The sequence below is a fragment of the Microcoleus sp. B4-C2 genome (assembly GCF_036705265.1).
Taxonomy (GTDB): Bacteria; Cyanobacteriota; Cyanobacteriia; order Cyanobacteriales; family Microcoleaceae; genus Microcoleus.
On record NZ_JAUBUB010000052.1, the window covers coordinates 26,373 to 45,043 of the forward strand.

At 46.9% G+C, this 18,671-nt stretch carries 17 protein-coding genes; 7 read left to right on the forward strand and 10 right to left on the reverse strand.

What is annotated here, in order from left to right; translation table 11 throughout:
* Nucleotides 1-41: 41 nt before the first annotated feature.
* Together QUB20_RS16385 and hisF are read right to left on the reverse strand one after the other, a co-directional pair.
* Nucleotides 42-383, reverse strand: a complete 342-nt coding sequence (locus tag QUB20_RS16385; protein WP_333057473.1) for a low temperature-induced protein — start codon at nt 381-383, stop codon at nt 42-44.
* Nucleotides 384-817: 434 nt separating this feature from the next.
* Entirely contained in the window at nt 818-1,609 is a 792-nt protein-coding gene (hisF, locus tag QUB20_RS16390) for an imidazole glycerol phosphate synthase subunit HisF (protein ID WP_333243786.1), read from the reverse strand.
* Between the two features lie 195 nt (nt 1,610-1,804).
* Between hisF and QUB20_RS16395 the strand changes: the two genes are divergently transcribed.
* The 4 genes from QUB20_RS16395 (at nt 1,805) to nadB (ending at nt 5,760) form a co-directional block, all read left to right on the forward strand.
* A complete protein-coding gene (locus QUB20_RS16395) occupies nt 1,805-2,035 on the forward strand; it encodes a hypothetical protein (RefSeq protein ID WP_333057471.1) in 231 nt (76 codons plus the stop codon).
* Nucleotides 2,036-2,123: 88 nt separating this feature from the next.
* On the forward strand, nt 2,124-3,110 hold the full coding sequence (locus QUB20_RS16400) for an adenylate/guanylate cyclase domain-containing protein (protein ID WP_333243783.1): 987 nt from the start codon (nt 2,124-2,126) through the stop codon (nt 3,108-3,110).
* A gap of 255 nt (nt 3,111-3,365) precedes the next feature.
* Nucleotides 3,366-3,800, forward strand: a complete 435-nt coding sequence (gene psbU, locus QUB20_RS16405; protein ID WP_006635850.1) for a photosystem II complex extrinsic protein PsbU — start codon at nt 3,366-3,368, stop codon at nt 3,798-3,800.
* Nucleotides 3,801-4,107: 307 nt separating this feature from the next.
* Nucleotides 4,108-5,760: an L-aspartate oxidase gene (nadB, locus tag QUB20_RS16410; RefSeq protein WP_333243781.1), complete on the forward strand. Its 1,653-nt coding sequence runs from the start codon at nt 4,108-4,110 to the stop codon at nt 5,758-5,760.
* Nucleotides 5,761-5,781: 21 nt separating this feature from the next.
* On the opposite strand, the gene QUB20_RS16415 is transcribed toward nadB, so the two are convergent.
* The 4 genes from QUB20_RS16415 to btpA form a co-directional block, all read right to left on the reverse strand.
* Complete coding sequence (locus QUB20_RS16415) at nt 5,782-6,042, reverse strand: hypothetical protein (RefSeq protein ID WP_333243778.1); 261 nt, start codon at nt 6,040-6,042, stop codon at nt 5,782-5,784.
* Nucleotides 6,043-6,802: 760 nt separating this feature from the next.
* On the reverse strand, nt 6,803-8,938 hold the full coding sequence (locus QUB20_RS16420) for a CHASE2 domain-containing protein (RefSeq protein WP_445299411.1): 2,136 nt from the start codon (nt 8,936-8,938) through the stop codon (nt 6,803-6,805).
* Nucleotides 8,939-9,470: 532 nt separating this feature from the next.
* A complete protein-coding gene (locus QUB20_RS16425; RefSeq protein WP_333057495.1) occupies nt 9,471-10,394 on the reverse strand; it encodes a vitamin K epoxide reductase family protein in 924 nt (307 codons plus the stop codon).
* 114 nt (nt 10,395-10,508) lie between these two features.
* Complete coding sequence (gene btpA, locus QUB20_RS16430; protein WP_333057464.1) at nt 10,509-11,396, reverse strand: photosystem I biogenesis protein BtpA; 888 nt, start codon at nt 11,394-11,396, stop codon at nt 10,509-10,511.
* A 519-nt stretch (nt 11,397-11,915) separates the two neighbouring features.
* Between btpA and QUB20_RS16435 the strand changes: the two genes are divergently transcribed.
* Entirely contained in the window at nt 11,916-12,911 is a 996-nt protein-coding gene (locus QUB20_RS16435; protein WP_333243772.1) for a GDSL-type esterase/lipase family protein, read from the forward strand.
* A gap of 575 nt (nt 12,912-13,486) precedes the next feature.
* Here the strand turns inward: QUB20_RS16435 and QUB20_RS16440 are convergent.
* Nucleotides 13,487-14,539 carry a Gfo/Idh/MocA family protein gene (locus QUB20_RS16440; protein ID WP_015178266.1) on the reverse strand — a complete coding sequence of 351 codons (1,053 nt, stop codon included), beginning with the start codon at nt 14,537-14,539 and terminating at the stop codon, nt 13,487-13,489.
* A 511-nt stretch (nt 14,540-15,050) separates the two neighbouring features.
* On the opposite strand from QUB20_RS16440, the gene QUB20_RS16445 reads away from it, so the two are divergent.
* Nucleotides 15,051-15,734, forward strand: coding sequence for a PEP-CTERM sorting domain-containing protein (locus QUB20_RS16445; RefSeq protein WP_333243769.1), 684 nt, complete (start codon nt 15,051-15,053; stop codon nt 15,732-15,734).
* 36 nt (nt 15,735-15,770) lie between these two features.
* Here QUB20_RS16445 and QUB20_RS16450 read toward each other — a convergent pair whose 3' ends face one another.
* The 3 genes from QUB20_RS16450 to def form a co-directional block, all read right to left on the reverse strand.
* Complete coding sequence (locus tag QUB20_RS16450; RefSeq protein ID WP_333234155.1) at nt 15,771-17,108, reverse strand: PrsW family glutamic-type intramembrane protease; 1,338 nt, start codon at nt 17,106-17,108, stop codon at nt 15,771-15,773.
* Nucleotides 17,109-17,285: 177 nt separating this feature from the next.
* The gene (locus QUB20_RS16455) at nt 17,286-17,486 is read right to left on the reverse strand and encodes a hypothetical protein (protein WP_199292547.1); all 201 of its coding nucleotides are present in this window, start codon (nt 17,484-17,486) and stop codon (nt 17,286-17,288) included.
* Nucleotides 17,486-18,046, reverse strand: a complete 561-nt coding sequence (gene def, locus QUB20_RS16460; protein WP_333243765.1) for a peptide deformylase — start codon at nt 18,044-18,046, stop codon at nt 17,486-17,488. Before def ends, QUB20_RS16455 begins: the two co-directional genes overlap by 1 nt.
* 101 nt (nt 18,047-18,147) lie before the next feature.
* Here def and QUB20_RS16465 point away from each other — a divergent pair, with 101 nt between their 5' ends.
* A complete protein-coding gene (locus tag QUB20_RS16465; protein WP_333243762.1) occupies nt 18,148-18,657 on the forward strand; it encodes a DUF1648 domain-containing protein in 510 nt (169 codons plus the stop codon).
* Nucleotides 18,658-18,671 lie beyond the last annotated feature (14 nt).

Genomic DNA, 18,671 nt, shown 5'->3' on the forward strand with positions numbered 1-18,671 from the left:
CTTTTTTACTGACAACTGTCCGCTGACTACTGCGCGCTGAGTTAGTCTTTAATTTTACTGACAGCTTTTTTGACTTGTTGCTCAAAGGATGTAGCTTGTGTATTGGAAGGATTTTTCATTTTTTCAATGTCAGCGTCTCCCTGAACTTCGTTAGGCCCTTTGCTGGCTTTTTCTTGAGTTTCTTCCAAGGACATTGGTTTTTTCAGTACAGCTTCTTGAGATTCTTTTTCAATTCCTAAAAGTTGGTCTTCACCTTTGGTGGGGCTGCTAGTAACGGCAAAAGCGGGGAAAGCATTAGAAACAAACATCAAAGCACAAAAACAAACAGCTATTAAACTGCGGACTAAACGCTTGGCAGGGAAGTTAAAGCTGATAAAAGACATACAAAATTTCTCCGTTTTTAGAAGTTTTGATCGCTAAGATTGTTAACAGGCTGAAGCTCACTCAAATTCTGCACAATCTTTAACTCAATTTTGATCAAAGCAACCGTTGCTTTCTTTCAAATTGAGCTAATATATAATATTTAGCTGAAAAAGCTGGTAATTGAAATCCTTCTCAGGGAATATTTCTAGTTGACAGGAGTCGATCGCCCCAAGACATTTATGTAGAAGGCACTTGTGTAGAATCAAAAAAATTCTCTATAAGTGCCTTCGGATGCGCGTCACATAGCAGTATCAATCTCAGTAACTGGTTTTATCGTGGGGTGGAGGCGGGTGTATTTAGCCTGTTTGCAATGTGAGATGGCGCTGGAGTGAACCCGCAGAGCGGTTTGTTGAAAATGTTGCAAGATATTAAGATGCGATCGACTATCCACTGACTAATGACTAATAACTAATGGCTGCTGCTGTCGCACGGGAACTTGACATTTTGCTAGATAAGTTTTAATTTCTCCTACACTGAGTTGCCCGTAATGCAGCAGGGAAGCCAGCAGTGCAGCTTCTGCTTTGCCTTCAGTCACGGCTTCGTAGATGTGGTGGCAGTTGCCGGCGCCGCCGGAAGCAATGACGGGAATTTCGACCATTTCGGCAATGCTGCGAGTTAATTCCAAATCGTAACCGGCTTGAGTGCCGTCCGAGTCCATGCTTGTCACCAGAATTTCGCCGGCGCCGCGCTGTTCGGCTTCCTTGGCCCAGGCGATCGCATCTTTGCCAGTATTTTCTCGCCCTCCGCGCACGTACACGTCCCAACCAGGATGATCTGCGTCTTGCCGTTTGCGAGCGTCGATCGCCACTACAATGCACTGATTACCAAATCGATCGCTGGCTTTGTCAATTAAACTCGGATCGCGCACCGCCGCCGAATTAATACTCACCTTATCAGCGCCCGCCCTCAACAAACTTTTAATGGTGTCTAAGGATTGGATGCCGCCGCCCACCGTCAAAGGGATAAATACTCGATCGGCCGTGCGGTACACCACATCGATCATAATATTCCGGTCTTCGTGAGTCGCCGTAATGTCGAGAAACACCAACTCGTCAGCACCGGCATCGTTGTAAACCTGAGCCATTTCTACCGGATCGCCAGCATCCTTAAGGTTGACAAAATTGACACCTTTGACCACGCGACCGGCTTTCACATCCAAACAAGGCAAAATTCTTTTCGACAACATAAAATTCTCGTATTTCCAACTTATTGACCGCCGCAGCGAGGAAAAGGCTTTGTTGATATCTTCAAAAACCAGAAGTTAAGCAACAAATCTTAAAGATACCTTGTGTTTAACAATTCTCGATCGGAGCCGGAGAGCCATTTTTCAATTTTTTTATGCCCCGTTAGTCTAAATAAAATTTGGCGGGCAGTGGGAGCCGTGACATTAGGTAGAATATTGGTAGATAGTTATATTTTCAGCAAAAAAGCACCAAATTTAACTCCCCAGATAGAACTGTGGGGTGAAAAATATGACAATTTCGCTTATGATCGAACCATAACTACCTTTGCTGGCGATCGAATTGTGGTTCGGCAATCCTGTATGGTTTGGTGCATCGACGATCGACTAAACAATTTTAGATTAGAGAACGGCCGATTTGAGGTTTTTTAGCAGCAATCTCAGTCATAAGCCGCGCGGTAAAGTTAAAATTTAAAGTTTAAAACCTCAAACCGGTTGAGTTGATGTCGTTTTTAGGGCTGTGGTGACTTTGCAAGCCAATCCACATTTGGTACTTCGTACAGAGAAAAGCGGCAATCGCTACTTGCCGCTCTCCGGCAGCAATTGCTGGACAGTAGGGCGGAGCGATGACAATAATTTTGTACTGACAGATCGCTGGATTTCCCGTAATCACGCGATGTTACAGCAAATGGAGACAGGAGAGTTCTACCTAATCGACTTGGGCAGCCGCAATGGTTCCTTTGTCAACGGGCGGCGGGTCAGTATTCCTGTCACTCTCAGAAATGGCGATCGGATTATTTTCGGTCAAACCGAATTGGACTTCTACAACCCAACCGCCGGCCACCGGCACGATCCAATACACGAGACAGACTCTGAAGATTTTACGGCGACTTTGACGGTGCGTAGCCTCATTAGCGTCATGGTAATGGACATCCGAGACTTTACAGTTTTGACTAGACAGCTAGACGAAACCCTCCTCTCGGAAGTCATCGGCAATTGGTTCCGCAAAGCAGGACAGATCATTCGCGAACACGGCAGTTGGGTGGACAAATACATCGGTGATGCCATCATGGCAGTCTGGTTCCACAAAACCAGCGGTGTCAGCAGCGAGGAAATGATGCGGATTTGCCAAGCTTTGAGCGAACTGCACAAGGCAACAGACGAACTCAGCAGCCGTTACCCCCTGCCTTTTCCTTTGCGAGTCGGGGCCGGCATCAATACCGGTTATGCAATGGTGGGAAATTCTGGCAGCAGCGATCGATCAGACTATACTGCCTTGGGAGATACTGTAAACGCAGCATTTCGCCTGGAATCTTGCACTAAGCAACTCGGCAAGGATATCGCTGTGGGAGAAACTACCTACAAATATCTGACTCAATTAGGGGCCCAGGGCGCTTTCGAGCAGCACACCGTTGCTTTAAAGGGTTACGACCATCCCACCGTGACTTACGGCGGTACTTATGCTGACTTGAACGCTTTTCTCAAAACGAAAGGAAAAAGTTCTTGATAGCTAGAAAAGTGGGTGCGGGGCAAAAATTAACCCCTTAAAATCGCAGTCCGAGTTTTTAATTTGGAGTGCCTTTTATAAACTTGTCTGCGATGCTTAAAACTCAGCCAATATCATATATAATCTGCGTTGTCAATACCCCAAGGGAAAGTTTATAACAGCCCTCTACCTATTGCGGATTTATCTGAAAAACTGCATAAGCAAAATGGTAGTCTCTACATAAATGCTGTGTATGAAATTGGGAGACAAAACTTCATGAAACGATTGGGTCGTCTATTGGCAGTATTGGGCTTAGTGCTGGGCTGCTTTGCATGGGCTGGAGACCAAAGCGCGATCGCGGCGTCATTAAGCCGTATCGTCTTGCCATCATCCTCGCTCCTAGCTGTTGAAGCTCCGGCTAGAACCAATCGCGCCGATGAGAAGCTTGCCACAGAATACGGCAAAAAACTTGATTTGAATAACAGCGCCGTCCGGGACTTTCGGGAATTTCGAGGGTTGTATCCCACTTTAGCTCGACTAATTATTAAGAATGCTCCTTACGAAAATGTTGAGGACGTACTCAATATTTCAGACTTGACGGATGCTCAGAAAAAAGTGCTGCAAGCTAACATGGACAAATTCACCGTAACTGATGTTGAATCAGTCTTTATTGAAGGAGACAATCGGTTGAATAATGGTCTCTACGACTAGGTAGCAGCGGATATCATTTGAAGGCAGAAGTCATTGGGCAGAAGGCAAACAGCCGAAAGAAAAGATTTTTTTCTACAGGCTGATGACTTCTGCCTTTAATTTCTGAACACTTACTTTCAACCACCATTCGGCAAAAGCCGACCCAAATTCGCTAGATTGAAATAAGCGGGTTCCCCTGATTCATCTAAAATCTAAAATCTAAAATCTAAAATCCCTTGACTGACATTAGTTCAAGTCCCCAGATTCATCTGTAGACTCAATTCTAAAATCTAAAATCTAAAATCTAAAATTGACTGGCGGCAGACTTATGACTGACAAATTTGACGTATTGGTAATAGGTGCTGGCGCGGCGGGTTTGTACACAGCACTCTGCCTGCCAGAGCATTTACAGGTGGGCTTGATCAATAAAAATACCCTACCTGTTTCTGCAAGCGATTGGGCTCAAGGAGGGATTGCTGCGGCGATCGCCCCTGAAGATTCCGCAGCGCTGCACGTTCAGGATACACTGGCTGCGGGAGCCGGTCTTTGCGATTTGGAGGCGGTGAAATTTTTAGTCGAGGAAGCTGGTGCTTGCATCGACTCCCTGGTGAAAATGGGCGTTGCATTCGATCGCACCGGCCCAGATTTAGCCCTCACCCTAGAAGCAGCCCACTCCCGCCGCCGAGTGCTCCACGCCGCCGACACTACGGGCAAAGCCGTGATCAGTACGCTGACAGCAAAAGTATTAAGCCGCAAAAACATTCAACTCGTATCTCCTGCCTTTGCTTTGAGTCTGTGGCTAGACAAAAGCGGGCGGTGTCAGGGGATTAGCTCGATTTGTGGCTCACAAGTCAAGTGGCTGCAAGCTAAAGCCGTGGTGCTGGCGACAGGCGGCGGCGGACAGGTTTTTGCTCAAACGACCAATCCGTCGGTAAGTACCGGGGACGGGGTGGCAATTGCGTGGCGCGCCGGGGCGCTGCTGCGAGATTTAGAATTTGTGCAGTTTCACCCGACGGCGCTGAGCACAGCGGGCGCGCCTCGGTTTCTCATTAGCGAAGCGGTGCGGGGAGAAGGAGCTCATTTGGTTGACAGTAAGGGATATCGCTTTGCTTTTGACTCTCACCCCAGCGGGGAACTCGCCCCTAGGGATGTTGTCAGTCGCGCTATTTTCCGCCACTTACAAAAAACGGGGGAACCTCATGTTTGGCTGGATTTGCGCCCGATTGCGGTCGATCGACTGCGCTACAGGTTTCCCAATATTATTCAAGTGTGCGCTGACTGGGGAATTGATATTTTTTCCGAACCGGTGCCGGTGACGCCCGCGGCCCATTACTGGATGGGAGGGATTGTGGCTGACAAGTTCAACCAAACTTCGATTCCGGGTTTGTACGCGGTGGGAGAAACTGCGAGCACGGGGGTACACGGTGCTAATCGGTTGGCGAGCAATTCGCTGCTGGAATGTCTGGTTTTTGGGGCGCAGATGGGACTTTTGCAGCTAGAAGGTGGAAAGCCCGAGGCACTCACAGATGAGTTAGATGCAGAGGAAATCTGGGATAAATCGATTTCTGAACAGGACATTGAGGCGATCGAAAGGTTGCGGGTTGAATTGCGGAATTTGGTGTGGCAGAGTGCGGGCATTTGCCGGGGACAGCGGGATTTGGAAAGTGCGATCGTCCAACTTGAGATTTGGCGGCAAGAATTTGCTTCCTTGCCTTTGAGTCAAACGCTTGATAATTTACGGCCCGGACAAATTATTGATTTTTCCCCTACTGAGACGGAGAATAGCTCGATTTTGCGAAATTGGGGAGAAGTTGGGAATTTATTGGATATCGGCTATTTAATTGTCAAAAGTGCTGCGTTTCGCACCGAAAGTCGCGGCGGTCATTACCGAGTGGACTATCCCCTCACCGATCCGGATTGGTGCAGCCATACTTTAATTAACCAATCCAATTGGTACAAATCTCCGCGAATAGAAGATTAAAAATTTATTAAAAATTTGGGGTCAGCGCGTTCCCGTACCGTCACTTTCGGGGTTCCCGTTCGGGGTTGGTTCGTATTTTTGGAGATTTCCAAACCTAGAGGTTGATGTCACTGTCCCAAATCTGGGGGTCAATGGCGTCGGGATCTTGCCCGCGCTACGGGCTTTTGTGAAATTGCTAGCTGAGTTGCTGGCAAGTCGAGCCGCATTGGCGGTGCCGACTATATTCACTTGCAGGCAGACCGCCAGGGTTGCCGTTGTTGTGAGCTGAATCAAAGTACGCATAGTATTCACCGCCTTATTCCAATCACCGCAATAGATCCACGTGTGTACCACCTATTATATCTATCAATTTCCGTATTTCCACTGATGTCTTTACATTTACTTTAATTAACTTTCGTAAGTTTACATAATTTTTTTTACATTAAGGCTTTTGGCGATTTGAATTTGGTTTCAGGTTGTGATTGATTTTAATATTTTGTAACATTCAGATGAGACGGCAAGTTGCTCTCATAAGTTTTATCTTGGGGTAAATCTATCTAATGACAGATGACAGATTAGAGACTTTAAATTTATGTGATTTGAGATGTGAGATTTCACTACTTAAAACATTTTTTTGAACGGTTTCAAAAAGCTTAGAAAGCTTACGGTTTAAGGCTCGATCAACAAGCTATTTTCCTGAAGTTAGCTGCACAGGGGACGCCTGAAATAATACAGCATATTCCATGTATATGCGGTACACACAACAAGGGTCGTAAGCATCGGTGCGTCGCCACCAGTCAATCTGCAAGTTTCATTAAACATGAGCAGATCCGCACCCTACATAACAATGTACCAACAATAGAGCTTTATAGTGTACTTCACGAACCACCGAATATGCTGTATCTCCCTCACTGCCCAATTAAGGTTTGAGACCTAAAATTGCTCAAATTTTGTCTGAAGTAATTGAGATTTTAGATAAAAAAATTGAATAATTATAAATGACTTATCAATATCGGGGTGGGGACTTTACCTACAGTTTTATTATGTTTTTAACTGGTCTTAATTAATAAAAGTGATATTGATTTTTCCCGCGTTCCTTAGCACGATACATCGCAACATCGGCATTCTTAACTAAAATCTCTGGCTCTTGACCGTCAATGGGATATAAACTAATGCCAATACTTGTAGTTACAGAAACTGTATGTTCTTCTAACATAAAAGGCTGCATAATGGCGTCGCAAATTTTTTCAGCTACTTTCGCAGCTTCCTCACGGCCGGGAATTACGGGCAAAATGACTGTGAACTCGTCGCCGCCCAACCGCGAGATTGTATCGCTGCCGCGCAAGCATTTTTTGAGCCGACTGGCAACTTTTTTTAAGAGTAAATCGCCCACATTGTGTCCGAGAGTGTCGTTGATTGACTTAAATCCATCTAAATCTAAAAACAGTAAAGCTACCAATTCCTGATTGCTGGAGGCTATTTCTAGAGACTGATGCAAGCATTCGTAGAACATTTGGCGGTTGGGCAAACCGGTAAGAGCATCGTGATAAGCTTGGTGGCTGAGCTCAGCATTTTTTTGTTCTAGGGCATTTTGCCGAAGTTGGCGCTCGGTAATATCTCTGATTGCTCCGACTAAAAATAGGTTGCCTGCAGCATCTTTATGCAGGGATCTTTTAGTCGCAATTAGATGCGTAATTCCGTGAGCGTCAGTAAAATATTCTTCATTTTCTCGCGGCTGGTGAGTTTGAAATACTAATTCGTTTTCCTGCCAAAATATCTCGGCTTCGGCTTGGGGAAATAAATCGTAATCGGTTCGGCAAGTTAAAATTTCTAAAGGATAGCCAATAAACCGACAATATGCCTGATTCAAAACTACGCAGCGGTGATTTCTATCTTTGACAAAAATTGGGTCGGGAATTGTATCGATTAGCGATTGTAAAAATTCTTTAGACCGTTTTAATTCTTCTTGCAAGTGAGCCAGATAACCCACAACAGCAGCACCAGAACCCACAAGACTGACGATTGGAGGAATTAACGGTAGCCACCAACCGGCTAAAAATACCAAGTATAAACTGGCACTCAGACCTAGACAGATACTTAATAAACAGTAAGCCGATCGACCAAGCGATCGCAAATTCCAACTCACATTTGCTCCCGCCCAAGACCACAGCAAAATCCACAGCAACTCCGCAGCCTCTGGCCAGACATTGATACCCCCGCGCCCGTCGATGGCTGCACTCAAAATTTGGCTCAAGAAATGAGCCTGAAGCTCGACTCCCGGTATTTGTTGGGGAGGACTAAACCAACCGGAACTGTAAGAATTTTGGTAAAAGTCTTTGAGGCTGGGGGCATTTGAGCCGATCAAGACAATGCGCGATCGTACAAAATCAGCAGGTACGGTGCCAGATAACACATCGCTCATCGATGCAGTGCGAAAACTGCCTCGTGGGCCGCGCAGGTTGGTCAAAATTTGATAGCCACGGCTGTCCGATCGAACGTAAGCACCGTCATTCGGTTGAAAAGGCCGAAAAACCCCCTTGCCTAACTGCAAGTATGTAGGATTGACTCTTGCTGGTTGAGGCGAAATTCCTTCGCTTTTGAGGTAAAGCAAAGCCAGTCTGAGTGCGAAACTTTGATGAGTTTTGCCGTCTCCGGGCCAAGCGTAGAGCAAAGTTCGCCGCACTTTTGAGTCAGCGTCGATGACAACGTTGTTGAAACCAATTCGATCGAGCTTGTCAAGTACCGGAGGCGGGCGAACTCCCAACCTGGTTTCGTCTGGCATCAACTCAATGCCGATTAAATTGGGAATAGTTTTAAAAGTTTTGAGCAATTCGGCGTTACCCGGTTGAGTTGGCAAATCTCGGTAAATGTCGAGGCCGATCGCCCGCGGCTTGCCAGCGTGCAATTTTTGCAGCAATTGGGCCAGGGCAGCATCCGAAATTGGGTAGCCGTATTTTTGCAAGTCAGCTTCCTTAATTTCTACAATGACGATGCGCGAGTCAATGGGTTCGGCCGGCCGCCAGCGCACAAATTGGTCGAAAGCAGCCCATTCCCACACCTGAAAACATCCGAACCAGCGCATTAAAATGACCGTACTAGCAACGGCACTCGCAGTAATCAATACTCGGCGTTCTCGATCGACCCATTTTTTGATAGTTTCTAGCATATTTTGGGGATTTGGGCTTCGCCCTGTGAGCATCTAAACTACTACTACGTATAGGTTTTACATCTCCGGGGCGAGTCGATTTTAGATTTTAGATTTTAGATTATCCAATTTTTTGGTTTTTCGGTGCGAGCGAGTCGATTTTAGATTTTAGATTTTAAATTTTAGATTATCCAATTTTTTGGTTTTTCGGTGCGAGCGAGTCGATTTTAGATTTTAGATTATCCAATTTTTTGGTTTTTCGGTGCGATCGGGCTGCAACAGCAGAAACCGGGTTTCGCCACCAAAATATGTCATTTCAACAATCATTCTGGAAGCAGAAACCCGGTTTCTGGCGTTTTTTTTTGTGTAAAAGTTCTAGTATTTATTCGCTGCTCTAAATACTAGAGAGCCACAAATTGTTTTAAAGTTTTTCGTTGTAACTAATTTTTACTATTTTTTTATTGATTATAGATGCGAGATTTTAGATTAATTTCGCCGCACGAGCCAACGATAAACTAAGTTAAAAACCAGGATATTTCCGGCCAATCAATCTAAAATCTGTCATCTATAATCTCCAACTTTCCTGTCAGTTTTGAAAGGTGCGGGGGCCGGTGTAACCCGATAAATCAGCGAGTTTATCCAAAGATTGTGTCCCTGCATAAAACTGACCATTAATCTCCCAAGTGGGGAAACCTTTAACATTCGCAGCCGCCGCTTGGCAAATTTGGGCGCGGGAATTTTGCCCCCTGGGATCGCATTCAAAATAATCAATTATTTTGGCTGCTTCTTTGCCGAACAGCATTTTTTGGTCGTGGCAGTGGGGACACCAGTAAGCGCCGTACTCTTTAGCGCCGATTTGTCGGAGGTGGCGGGCCAAAGCCATTTCGGCAGGGCCGGAGGTGGTAGTGACGGCAGGGGGTGCAAGTCCGGGGGTAGAGACAATAGGAGGAGGTGATTTGACGCTGTTATAAAGTCCCAAGGCGCCGATCGAACTCACCATTGCCACCAAAATGCCTGTAAACACCAACTGCCCGATATCTTCCCACTCGCGCCCGACTAGCACCAGTACAAACAGCGACAGCGCAAATAAGGCAGAAGTGACGCAGTAAATGCACAGTTCCTGAATTTCAAAAGCCATCAAATACATCAAATAGCTGCTAAAAATTACCATCGCAGCAGTGATGATAAATAGCGCTTGCCAAGTTTTGTTTTCTAGTTGAGAGTGCAGTCCTTTCTTGGTGGCGGGATTTACAGCTTTAGGAGCCAATGCCAGGATTGCTATGCTCAGGTAAGCCAGACAGCCTAACAAACTTAAAGGCACTGTGCCAAAGACTGTAGCGTAGGGACTGTTGAGAACTTTGTCGCAGCCGCTGGTGGGACAAATGACCGAGCCATTCGTGAATTTAGCGATCGTGAGATAGGCCGTTTCTACGACGCCTATGGCTGCGATCGCTGCCATCACAGTCCGAGACCAGCGATGAATCCAAGGGGTTGAACGTCGGCGAATCATTTTTTGATTTGGTAATTTGGGAATTGGGAATTGTTGACTGTTGACTGATGACTGTTGACTGTTGACTGATGACTGATGACTGATGACTACTGCCAACAGTCAACAATTCCTATTTTACGTTTTACTTGTGACTTTGCCCGGTTCCGGTGTTGGCCCTCTTGAGCCATTAGCATCTCTATTTTCCTGTTCGGGCTCTTTCTGTGACAAGCTGCGACGGGCAGCTTCTACAAACTGACTGACGCGGATCGGATCGATGGGCTGCTCGATGCGGCCGTTTCGTTTCAGGGAACTCGATACGATTACGCCGTCAGCGGCCTGCATGAGGGTGGAAATGTTTTCCCACGAGGCGCCGCTGCCGATGAAAACTGGAATTCCAGCAGCAGCAGCACTCGCGAGTTCTAAGTCTTCGAGATTGGGAGGGCTACCAGTTGTCCAGCCGGAAAGGATTACGGCGTCGGCTAAAGCGCGCCCGATCGTCTCTTGGACGGCTGTGGTCAAGTTGGGGCTGCCTAGGGGTCGCCCGTGCTTGACTAACACGTCTGCTAATATTTTGACATCGCTGCCCAATTCCCGGCGGTAGCGCAGTAGCTGGTGAGCTTGGCCTTCAATTAAGCCTTGGTCTGTAGCCATAATGCCGTTGAGGACGTTGACGCGGATGAATTGAGCTCCTGTGCAGGAGGCGATGGCGATCGCGCTGTGGGCGTCGTTTCGCAGCACGTTAACGCCGATCGGCAGCGTCACGAGATTTGTTAGCCTCTCGACTACCAGAGTCATGGCACTTACCACAGCCGGATCTACGCTGTCTTTGGCAAAAGGAGCGTCGAAAAAGTTCTCGACAATGATACCGTTTGCGCCACCAGAAGCCAGCGCTGTAGCCTCTTGCTCGGCTCTTCCGATAATAGCTTTGAGGTTTCCGCCCCAGCGGGGAGAAGTTGGCAAAGGCTGTAAATGTACGACACCGATTATGGGATTCGGCGTTTTGAATATTTGTTTTAAGTCCACGGATTTTCCTGAAACCACCAAGTTCACTGACGGCTGACGGCGGATTTTGACGGTATATTCTAGAATTCTATATCGACGGGGGCGATTCGGTTGACTTAATCGGGTCGCCAAGTTGCTCAAAGCCCGCAGCCATAACAGTTTAGATTTTAGATTTTAGATTTTAGATTTTACAAAGGCGACCTCACCTCACTCAAAGACGGATACTTGCTTGTAGACAGGAGTCAATCGATTTTAGATTTTAGATTTTAGATTTTAGATTAAAGAATTGAAGCATTGACCCCACGGATAAATTCGGGCCCTTGTTTATCGGATACAGGTTTTTTATTTCTGGGTCCTGAGTCTGCTTTCGGAATGAATCCGGGGGCTTGTATCCTGGATGCTTTCGGTCAATGCTTTAATCTTTAATCTTTAATCTAAAATCTGCTGACTATAATCGGGGCTGAAAGCTTGACTGCAGTTGCATTCTTTTTTATACCTTGGTGTCGGCAGGGGTTTTTCCTTCTCTATCGAGGTTGACTGGTGGAAGTTGTTCTCATAATTTTGGCTGTCACCGCAGCATTGGGGGCGGCAATCGAAGTGCTGCTGCGGGTGCTGCTGGGTTTTGGTAATCCCTTGATTTATATTGCCGATGCCGAGTGCGGCTATTTGTTGGCGCCCAACCAGAAGGTGCGCCGCTTGGGCAACCGGATTGAGATTAACGAGTATTCGATGCGTAGCGGAGCGATCGCCCCCCTCCCCGATCCGTCAACTCTGCGCGTCTTGCTGTTGGGAGATTCTGTCGCCAACGGCGGTTGGTGGACACATCAGACAGATACGATCTCGGAAATTATGGCTCGGAATTTGAGACTGCAAGTACAGAATCTGGCGAGCGATGCACAATTAGGTTCACAAGTCAACTATTTAAATTTTGAAGTTCTCAACGCCTCAGCCAATTCTTGGGGGCCGAGGAATCAACTTGCTTACGCCAAGCGGTTCGGTGTTTTTGGGGCAAAGGCTTTGGTTTTGCTGCTCAATACGGACGATTTGTTTGCATCGGCTCCTTGCGATCTGGTTGTGGGGCGCGATCGATCTTACCCGGATCGCAAACCCCGATCGGCTACGTTAGAGTTATTGAGCCGCTACCTGCTACCTGCAGTGCCGACTCCTCAATTGGCCGCACCCGGAGCCACAAGCGGCGATGTAGTAGGCTGCAACTTAGAGGCTATTAGCCAAATCCAGAAAATAGCTGTATCCGCCAACATCGAGTTTTTGCTAGCCGTCACGCCCAAGCGGGGCGAACTCGGCGGCCCGGGCCCTCGCGACTGGGAAGTCAAGGCTAGAGCGCGTCTCGCCGAACTCGTAGAAACAGAGAAAATTACTTACATAGATTTTCTTCCCATTTTCAATTGTGCGGCCGAATTTCCAACTTTGTATCGAGACAGCATTCACCTGAGCCCTCAAGGAAATCAGCTAGTTAGCAAAACCATCAGTCGTCAAATAGCCGCTCTTTTTTGGCTTGACACTCTCCGGCCTTAAGGCACGGGGATTCTTAAGACATTTCAGTCTTAATATCCCTATAGCTAGGGTTCCCAGGCTGACTACTCTGGGCACAAAAGAGTGCGTAGTCATATCTCCTCAAAAATGTTTTGGGCGTAGACTTTCCCCCAGTCCGGGGGTAGGTTTTTACATCTTGTCTGATTTGGTTATTCTACCATCTTCATTTGTTAAGATGGATTTGTTATTTTACTTAACAATGGAAAAAAGCCGTCCTACAAGGACAGGGTTTTCAACCCAATTTTCTGATAAATCCTAACCTCACCTCAAGACGGACAATTGCCCCCGACTCGTGTTGTGGAGAGCAAAAAAATTTAAACCTTAGTTCAAGCCCCCAGATTCATCTGCAGAGTCAATCTAAAGTCTAAAATCCTTCGACGCTCGCGCGAATCGAGTGAGCGCGGCTCGATGCTCGCGCTCGCCGAAATGCTCGCGCCCCCGTCTCAAATGTCAAATCGGCTGACATCGAATCCGGTTGCATGGGAACAGTTATTCTCTTCAACAAACAACAAACCCAAACTGTAAAAGCACCCGGAAACGACAAGATTTGTCTCGATTTAGCTAACTTGCAAAGTAGACTCTAGCTCTTTCGGATACCAAGCTTGACCGTCGAGAGCCATTTGCTCGATCGAACTCGCAAGCCGCAGAGCTTTGAGAGCTTGTTCTCCTCCCACAGAAGGCTGATTTCCACCCCGCACGCAATTAATAAAATGCTCCAATTCTGCGTGGAGCGGTTCAATATTGCTGGTGTAAACTTTCTCGATCAACCCATCTTGACGGTAAAGCACCTGACCGTAATCCGTCACGTAATTGGCGGTTGTTTGCCGGTGAATCAAGATTTCGTTGTTGAGAAAATCTGCCTCTGTCAGAGAATTCTTGCAGTGAGCCACGATTGAACGGAGTTTGCGGTGCGTCACCTTACTGGCAGTCAGGGTGGCCACAATGCCGTTAGCAAAGTTCAACGTCGCTGTCACGTAGTCTAAATAACCTGAATCTGAGGCCCTGCTGCCGCTGGCCGTCAGCTTCACCACTTGGGAATCTGCCAATTCCAGGAGCAAGTCGATGTCGTGGATCATTAAATCCAAAACTACCGATACGTCGTTAGCCCGCTGGGAATAGGGACTCATCCGGTGAGCTTCCAATGCCAGTAACTCTTCAGTTTTCAGCACTTTGCCGAGTTCCTGAAAAGCTGGATTGAAGCGCTCGATGTGACCCACTTGTAAAATCCGGTGGGCCTCAGCAGCCGCGTTGACCAAAGATTCGGCTTCGGCAATGCTAGCCGCGATCGGCTTTTCAATTAAAACGTGAACACCCGCTTGGAGACAAGACATCCCCACAGGGTGATGCAGGCGAGTTGGAACGGCGACGCAAACTGCATCTACGTGGGCGAGCAAATCTCGGTAGTCTTCAAAGAAGCGAACCCGGTATTTGCTTGCTACATCTATTCCCCGCTCTACATTTATGTCGGCAACACCCACGAGTTCGATATCTTTTAGCAAGCTCAGAACTCGCGTGTGGTGCTGGCCCATATTGCCAACCCCAATCACCCCAATGCGGAGGGGTTCGGGTTGACTTCGCTGGGCGAAAACGTTTGCGTATCCCAATGACATCCTATCTAGCACTCCTGGATTCTCCTCCACCACCACAGGAATCAAGCCCCTTGGCTTCCCTCAGCTACTCACAGCCATCCAGATAGTACCACAGTCAAACTATTTGTGAAGAATTTCTAAGTTCAGTTGCGATTATCGCATCGGGCAATTAAGCAGAAGCGAATCATACACAAGGAGAGAATACTGGGGTAAAATATCTGGAAATTGCGTATTGACAAACTTTATGAAGTGTGTATAGGTATCGGGACGATCGTCGGCAGCATAGCAACAACAACACAAACCCGTCGGAATATTTGGCGATTACGATCAAACATTTTTCTGGTTTGTGTTCAAAAGTAATAGTGAAAGTCAGAAATTATACAAATACAACAGATGACGCATCCGTATTAGTTCGGTTATTTACATTCCGCAATCTTTGAATTCAAAAAAATTTACTTTAAGAATGGGGATAATTACGGGCGATCGCTCACTACCATAAATTACACTTACGTAAAGCTTAATATAAAAAACAATGAGTCAAAAACTAAGGCCCAGATTAGGAAGTGCGATCGCTAGCACAATTTTAAGTTTGTTTTCAGCGGTGTCATTAGCAGGAGTAGACAAAGCACAAGCCGCCGTACTCACCTACAATATCAATTTTGACGGTCAAGGTAGCGGTTTTTTAAAGGTGGATAACTCCTTGCTTACAGGAATAGACATTGAAGGAATTTCCGAGGGGACAGTTTCCGAGGGAAGAATGTACGGTTTTACTTTTCCCGAGTTGGGAAGCACAAAAGAATATGATAATTTGGCAGGGGTTCGAGCTGTATTTCGTGAAGGGCAGTTTCTCGGAGTGCAAGCCAGCGGCGGCGACGGTGCGATAAGAGACTATATCAGTCCTCCAGACGAACCAGGAGGGCCTTTTTTCTTGAGGGTTGAGGGCAGCGCATATTGGTCTATCGGAGTTACCTCTGGCTCGTGGAGTAGGGAGGTAGTACACAGACAGGTGAACTATCAATCATATATAGACGATGGATCGATCGTCACCGACAGCTATGTTATATACTCTAGATATATCTCCCCCAATGCCGAGGTTTCTTACACTTTAGTGAATACCGAACCCGAACCTGTTCCCGAACCTCTCACTGCTGGGGGGACAGCTTTAGCATTGGCAGGTTTAAGCTGGTTAAAACACAAGAAAAAAATGGCAGTTTGAAGTGCGATCGCACCTCAACAATTAACCAGTCAGCAGTCACTTTTCAGAAAATATTCTCGTGGCAAAATTTTGCTCTCGATTCGGAGACAGAGCTCTGGCTTTCAAAATCGCAGCTACCAAAAACGCATAGGACAAAACTCCCACCAACGCCAGCAAAAGTACGCTGGCTGCTCCCGACGCATTCCACAAAGCGTGAAGTGCCGAAGCACTGAAATAACCTACGCCCAAAATTTGCCACCGCTTCCTGGGTTTGAGGGCGCTCAAACCGATAAAATATCCCAAATAGCCGCTGTAAGCCATATGTCCGGCGGCGGAACCCAAAATCCGGGGAATTAGCAACTGCAATCCTACTAATTGTCCGGCGTCGGGCCCTGCTTGCAGAGTGACATTTTGGATGACATTGGGAACGTACTGTCCCAGAGTTTCTAACAGTGTAAAGCCGACTGCTGAGGCACTTCCTAACAGAATGCCGTCTAAAGGTTCCCAAACGCCGATGCGATCGCGCCACGGATTTTTCAGCCAATTTCCCAGCAACATTGCTCCCAAAACGGGCAGGGCTTTCAGCAATTCTTCCATTAGACCCGCCCCGAAAAACATTCTGGTCAAAAAAGGCAAAAAACTGATTGTTTCGCCTTCGATTGGCAGACGGCCGGGCAAAATTTCTCTAAATACTAATATAAATCCAATTAATAAGGGGCTGATCACAATCAGGACTGTAGCTAAAGCCGAACCAAGCAATACCCACCAAGGCTTGTGTTTGCCGCACAGTTGATAGATAAAGTAGTAAGCCGCACCGGCGAGGTAAGCTGACAGCAGCAAGTTGAATGCTGCGGAATTTCCAACGGCGACAAACATCGATACGACAACAATAACTGTGGCAATACCTGGATATAAGTAAGCTTTTTGGCTTAATTGTTTGCCCGTGGAGGCGATCGGGAATAATTGAGTTAAAGTGAGAGCGTCTTTTTCGATACCAGCAAAATTGCCCGTTTGTGGTGAGCTTAATCCGGGTTGATTTTGGTAAGGGGTTACGGGAGATTCAAATATAAATTCAGGGCCGTCCAGGCCGAGACTGATGCGATCGCCTGTTTCTAAAGTTTGGCAACCAGAGAGCTTTTTTCCGTTGATATAAGTTCCGTTAGCGCTGTTAAGGTCGCAAATTTCCCATCTTGTCAAAGTACCCTGGGTTAGGGGACGGATCATGGCGTGGCGACGGGAAACCATGCCGTGGGCGATCGACTCTAAAGTTATTTGACAATTGCGATCGCGTCCGATAACCAATTCCCCTTCTTCAGAAAGTTGGTACTTGGATACTGGGGTTCCCACAGCGTCTTGGGCTGGCACTTGTCGCAGAAATCCGATTTCATTAGTCATGAGTTATGAGTCATTAGTCATTAGTCATTAGTCATTAATCATGAGCTCGCGAGCTGTTAGCTGATGTTATTTTTGAGCAGTCTTTATTCCACAGTTATTGGTTGTTAGCTGCTGACTAATTACTAATTACTAATTACTAATAACTGCTGACTAATGACTAATGACTAATAACTCTGCTTATAGATTTGCCCTGGCATCCTGAACGGCTGCATAGAAAAATATGCCAGTTAGCGGTACGCTCAGGGCGAGGATGATGCCCGTGACTAAATTGCCAAGTTGAGCTTCTCCCGATGACAGCTCAAAAATGGAGCCGACTGCCGCGATCGCAGTGATGCACGAAAGAGCTAATAGTAAACCACTTTTCGGAGTTCCTGCCATCATACTGATTTTACTGCCTTTGGCGAAAATTTCTGCTTGACTAATGCTTCATTCAGTGCGAGCTTGTTTTCAACTCTGTCTACAAACAGCACTCCGTTGAGGTGATCCATTTCGTGCTGAATTGCTCTCGACAGTAAGTCTGTTGCTATCAGGGTTTGTGGGCGGCCGTATTCGTCGCGGTAGGAGACTTCAATGACTTCTGGGCGTTTGACTTCTAAATAAACTCCCGGAATGCTCAAACACCCTTCTTGCAAGATGCAGATATCGCCGCTGCTACTTTTGATGGTGGGATTGATCAAAACGATTGGGGGTGTGGCAGGGTTTTCCGGGTCGCAGTCGAGCACGATTACTTGTTTGTGGACTCCGACTTGGGGGGCGGCCAAACCGATACCATCCGCACTGTACATGGTTTGCAGCATTTCTCGGACTAGCTGCCGAATTTCTGCATCGACGCTTTTGACGCGCTTGGCTGGCTGCCGCAGGACGCGATCGCCTAATGTGTGTATTGTTAGGGGCGGTTTTTCTAACTTTTTCTTTTCAATCAAGACCTGAGCCGTCATAGAACCTCGCGGGATGTTTGGAAACCCCCAACGAAAGCTGTTGGGGAATGGAATTGGAACCAATACTATTATTGTCAATATTAATCTAATTTTCAGTAGCCATGACTGGAAACGCACCAAACCAACGGCCGGTTATTTCTCTGGGGCTTTCGCCCGTTTTACTGGCGGTAGAGCTTTTAGCGGCGATCGCGCTTTTGCTGGCTGTTTTGCTCATCGTCAAGTTTTGGGCGGTTTTGCCCGATCGAATTCCGATTCATTTCGGCTTGGGGGGGCTGGCTGATGCTTGGGGCGACAAGGTAACGATTTGGATCGTGCCGGCTGTGGCTGCCATTATTTTTGCGGTTTTAACTGCAATATCGCGCTATCCGCATACTTTTAATTATCCGGTACGGATTACTTCTGAGAACGCTCACCGCCAATATCTGTTGGCGCGAGGCCTTTTGGTTTGGCTGAAGGCGGAGATTTGCTGGCTGTTGGCGTTTGTGGTGCGGCAGCAAATTCTTGTCGCTTTGGGCAATGCTCAAAGGTTTAGTATCGAGTTACTTTTAGCAATACTCCGGACAGTTTTTAAGCAGCCAGAGTACCATAAGACAAGACTGAAGGAAGGTTAGGGTGATTTAAAATC

What these genes read in the sequence shown, in the direction of transcription:
- def (WP_333243765.1), bottom strand. Translation starts at nt 18,046, where the DNA reads ATGACGGCTCAGGTCTTGATTGAAAAGAAAAAGTTAGAAAAACCGCCC.
- QUB20_RS16425 (WP_333057495.1), bottom strand. Translation starts at nt 10,394, where the DNA reads ATGATTCGCCGACGTTCAACCCCTTGGATTCATCGCTGGTCTCGGACT.
- psbU (WP_006635850.1), top strand. Translation starts at nt 3,366, where the DNA reads ATGAAACGATTGGGTCGTCTATTGGCAGTATTGGGCTTAGTGCTGGGC.
- QUB20_RS16450 (WP_333234155.1), bottom strand. Translation starts at nt 17,108, where the DNA reads ATGACTAATGAAATCGGATTTCTGCGACAAGTGCCAGCCCAAGACGCT.
- QUB20_RS16420 (WP_445299411.1), bottom strand. Translation starts at nt 8,938, where the DNA reads ATGCTCACAGGGCGAAGCCCAAATCCCCAAAATATGCTAGAAACTATC.
- nadB (WP_333243781.1), top strand. Translation starts at nt 4,108, where the DNA reads ATGACTGACAAATTTGACGTATTGGTAATAGGTGCTGGCGCGGCGGGT.
- hisF (WP_333243786.1), bottom strand. Translation starts at nt 1,609, where the DNA reads ATGTTGTCGAAAAGAATTTTGCCTTGTTTGGATGTGAAAGCCGGTCGC.
- QUB20_RS16440 (WP_015178266.1), bottom strand. Translation starts at nt 14,539, where the DNA reads ATGTCATTGGGATACGCAAACGTTTTCGCCCAGCGAAGTCAACCCGAA.
- QUB20_RS16445 (WP_333243769.1), top strand. Translation starts at nt 15,051, where the DNA reads ATGAGTCAAAAACTAAGGCCCAGATTAGGAAGTGCGATCGCTAGCACA.
- QUB20_RS16385 (WP_333057473.1), bottom strand. Translation starts at nt 383, where the DNA reads ATGTCTTTTATCAGCTTTAACTTCCCTGCCAAGCGTTTAGTCCGCAGT.
- QUB20_RS16455 (WP_199292547.1), bottom strand. Translation starts at nt 17,486, where the DNA reads ATGGCAGGAACTCCGAAAAGTGGTTTACTATTAGCTCTTTCGTGCATC.
- QUB20_RS16415 (WP_333243778.1), bottom strand. Translation starts at nt 6,042, where the DNA reads ATGCGTACTTTGATTCAGCTCACAACAACGGCAACCCTGGCGGTCTGC.
- QUB20_RS16465 (WP_333243762.1), top strand. Translation starts at nt 18,148, where the DNA reads ATGACTGGAAACGCACCAAACCAACGGCCGGTTATTTCTCTGGGGCTT.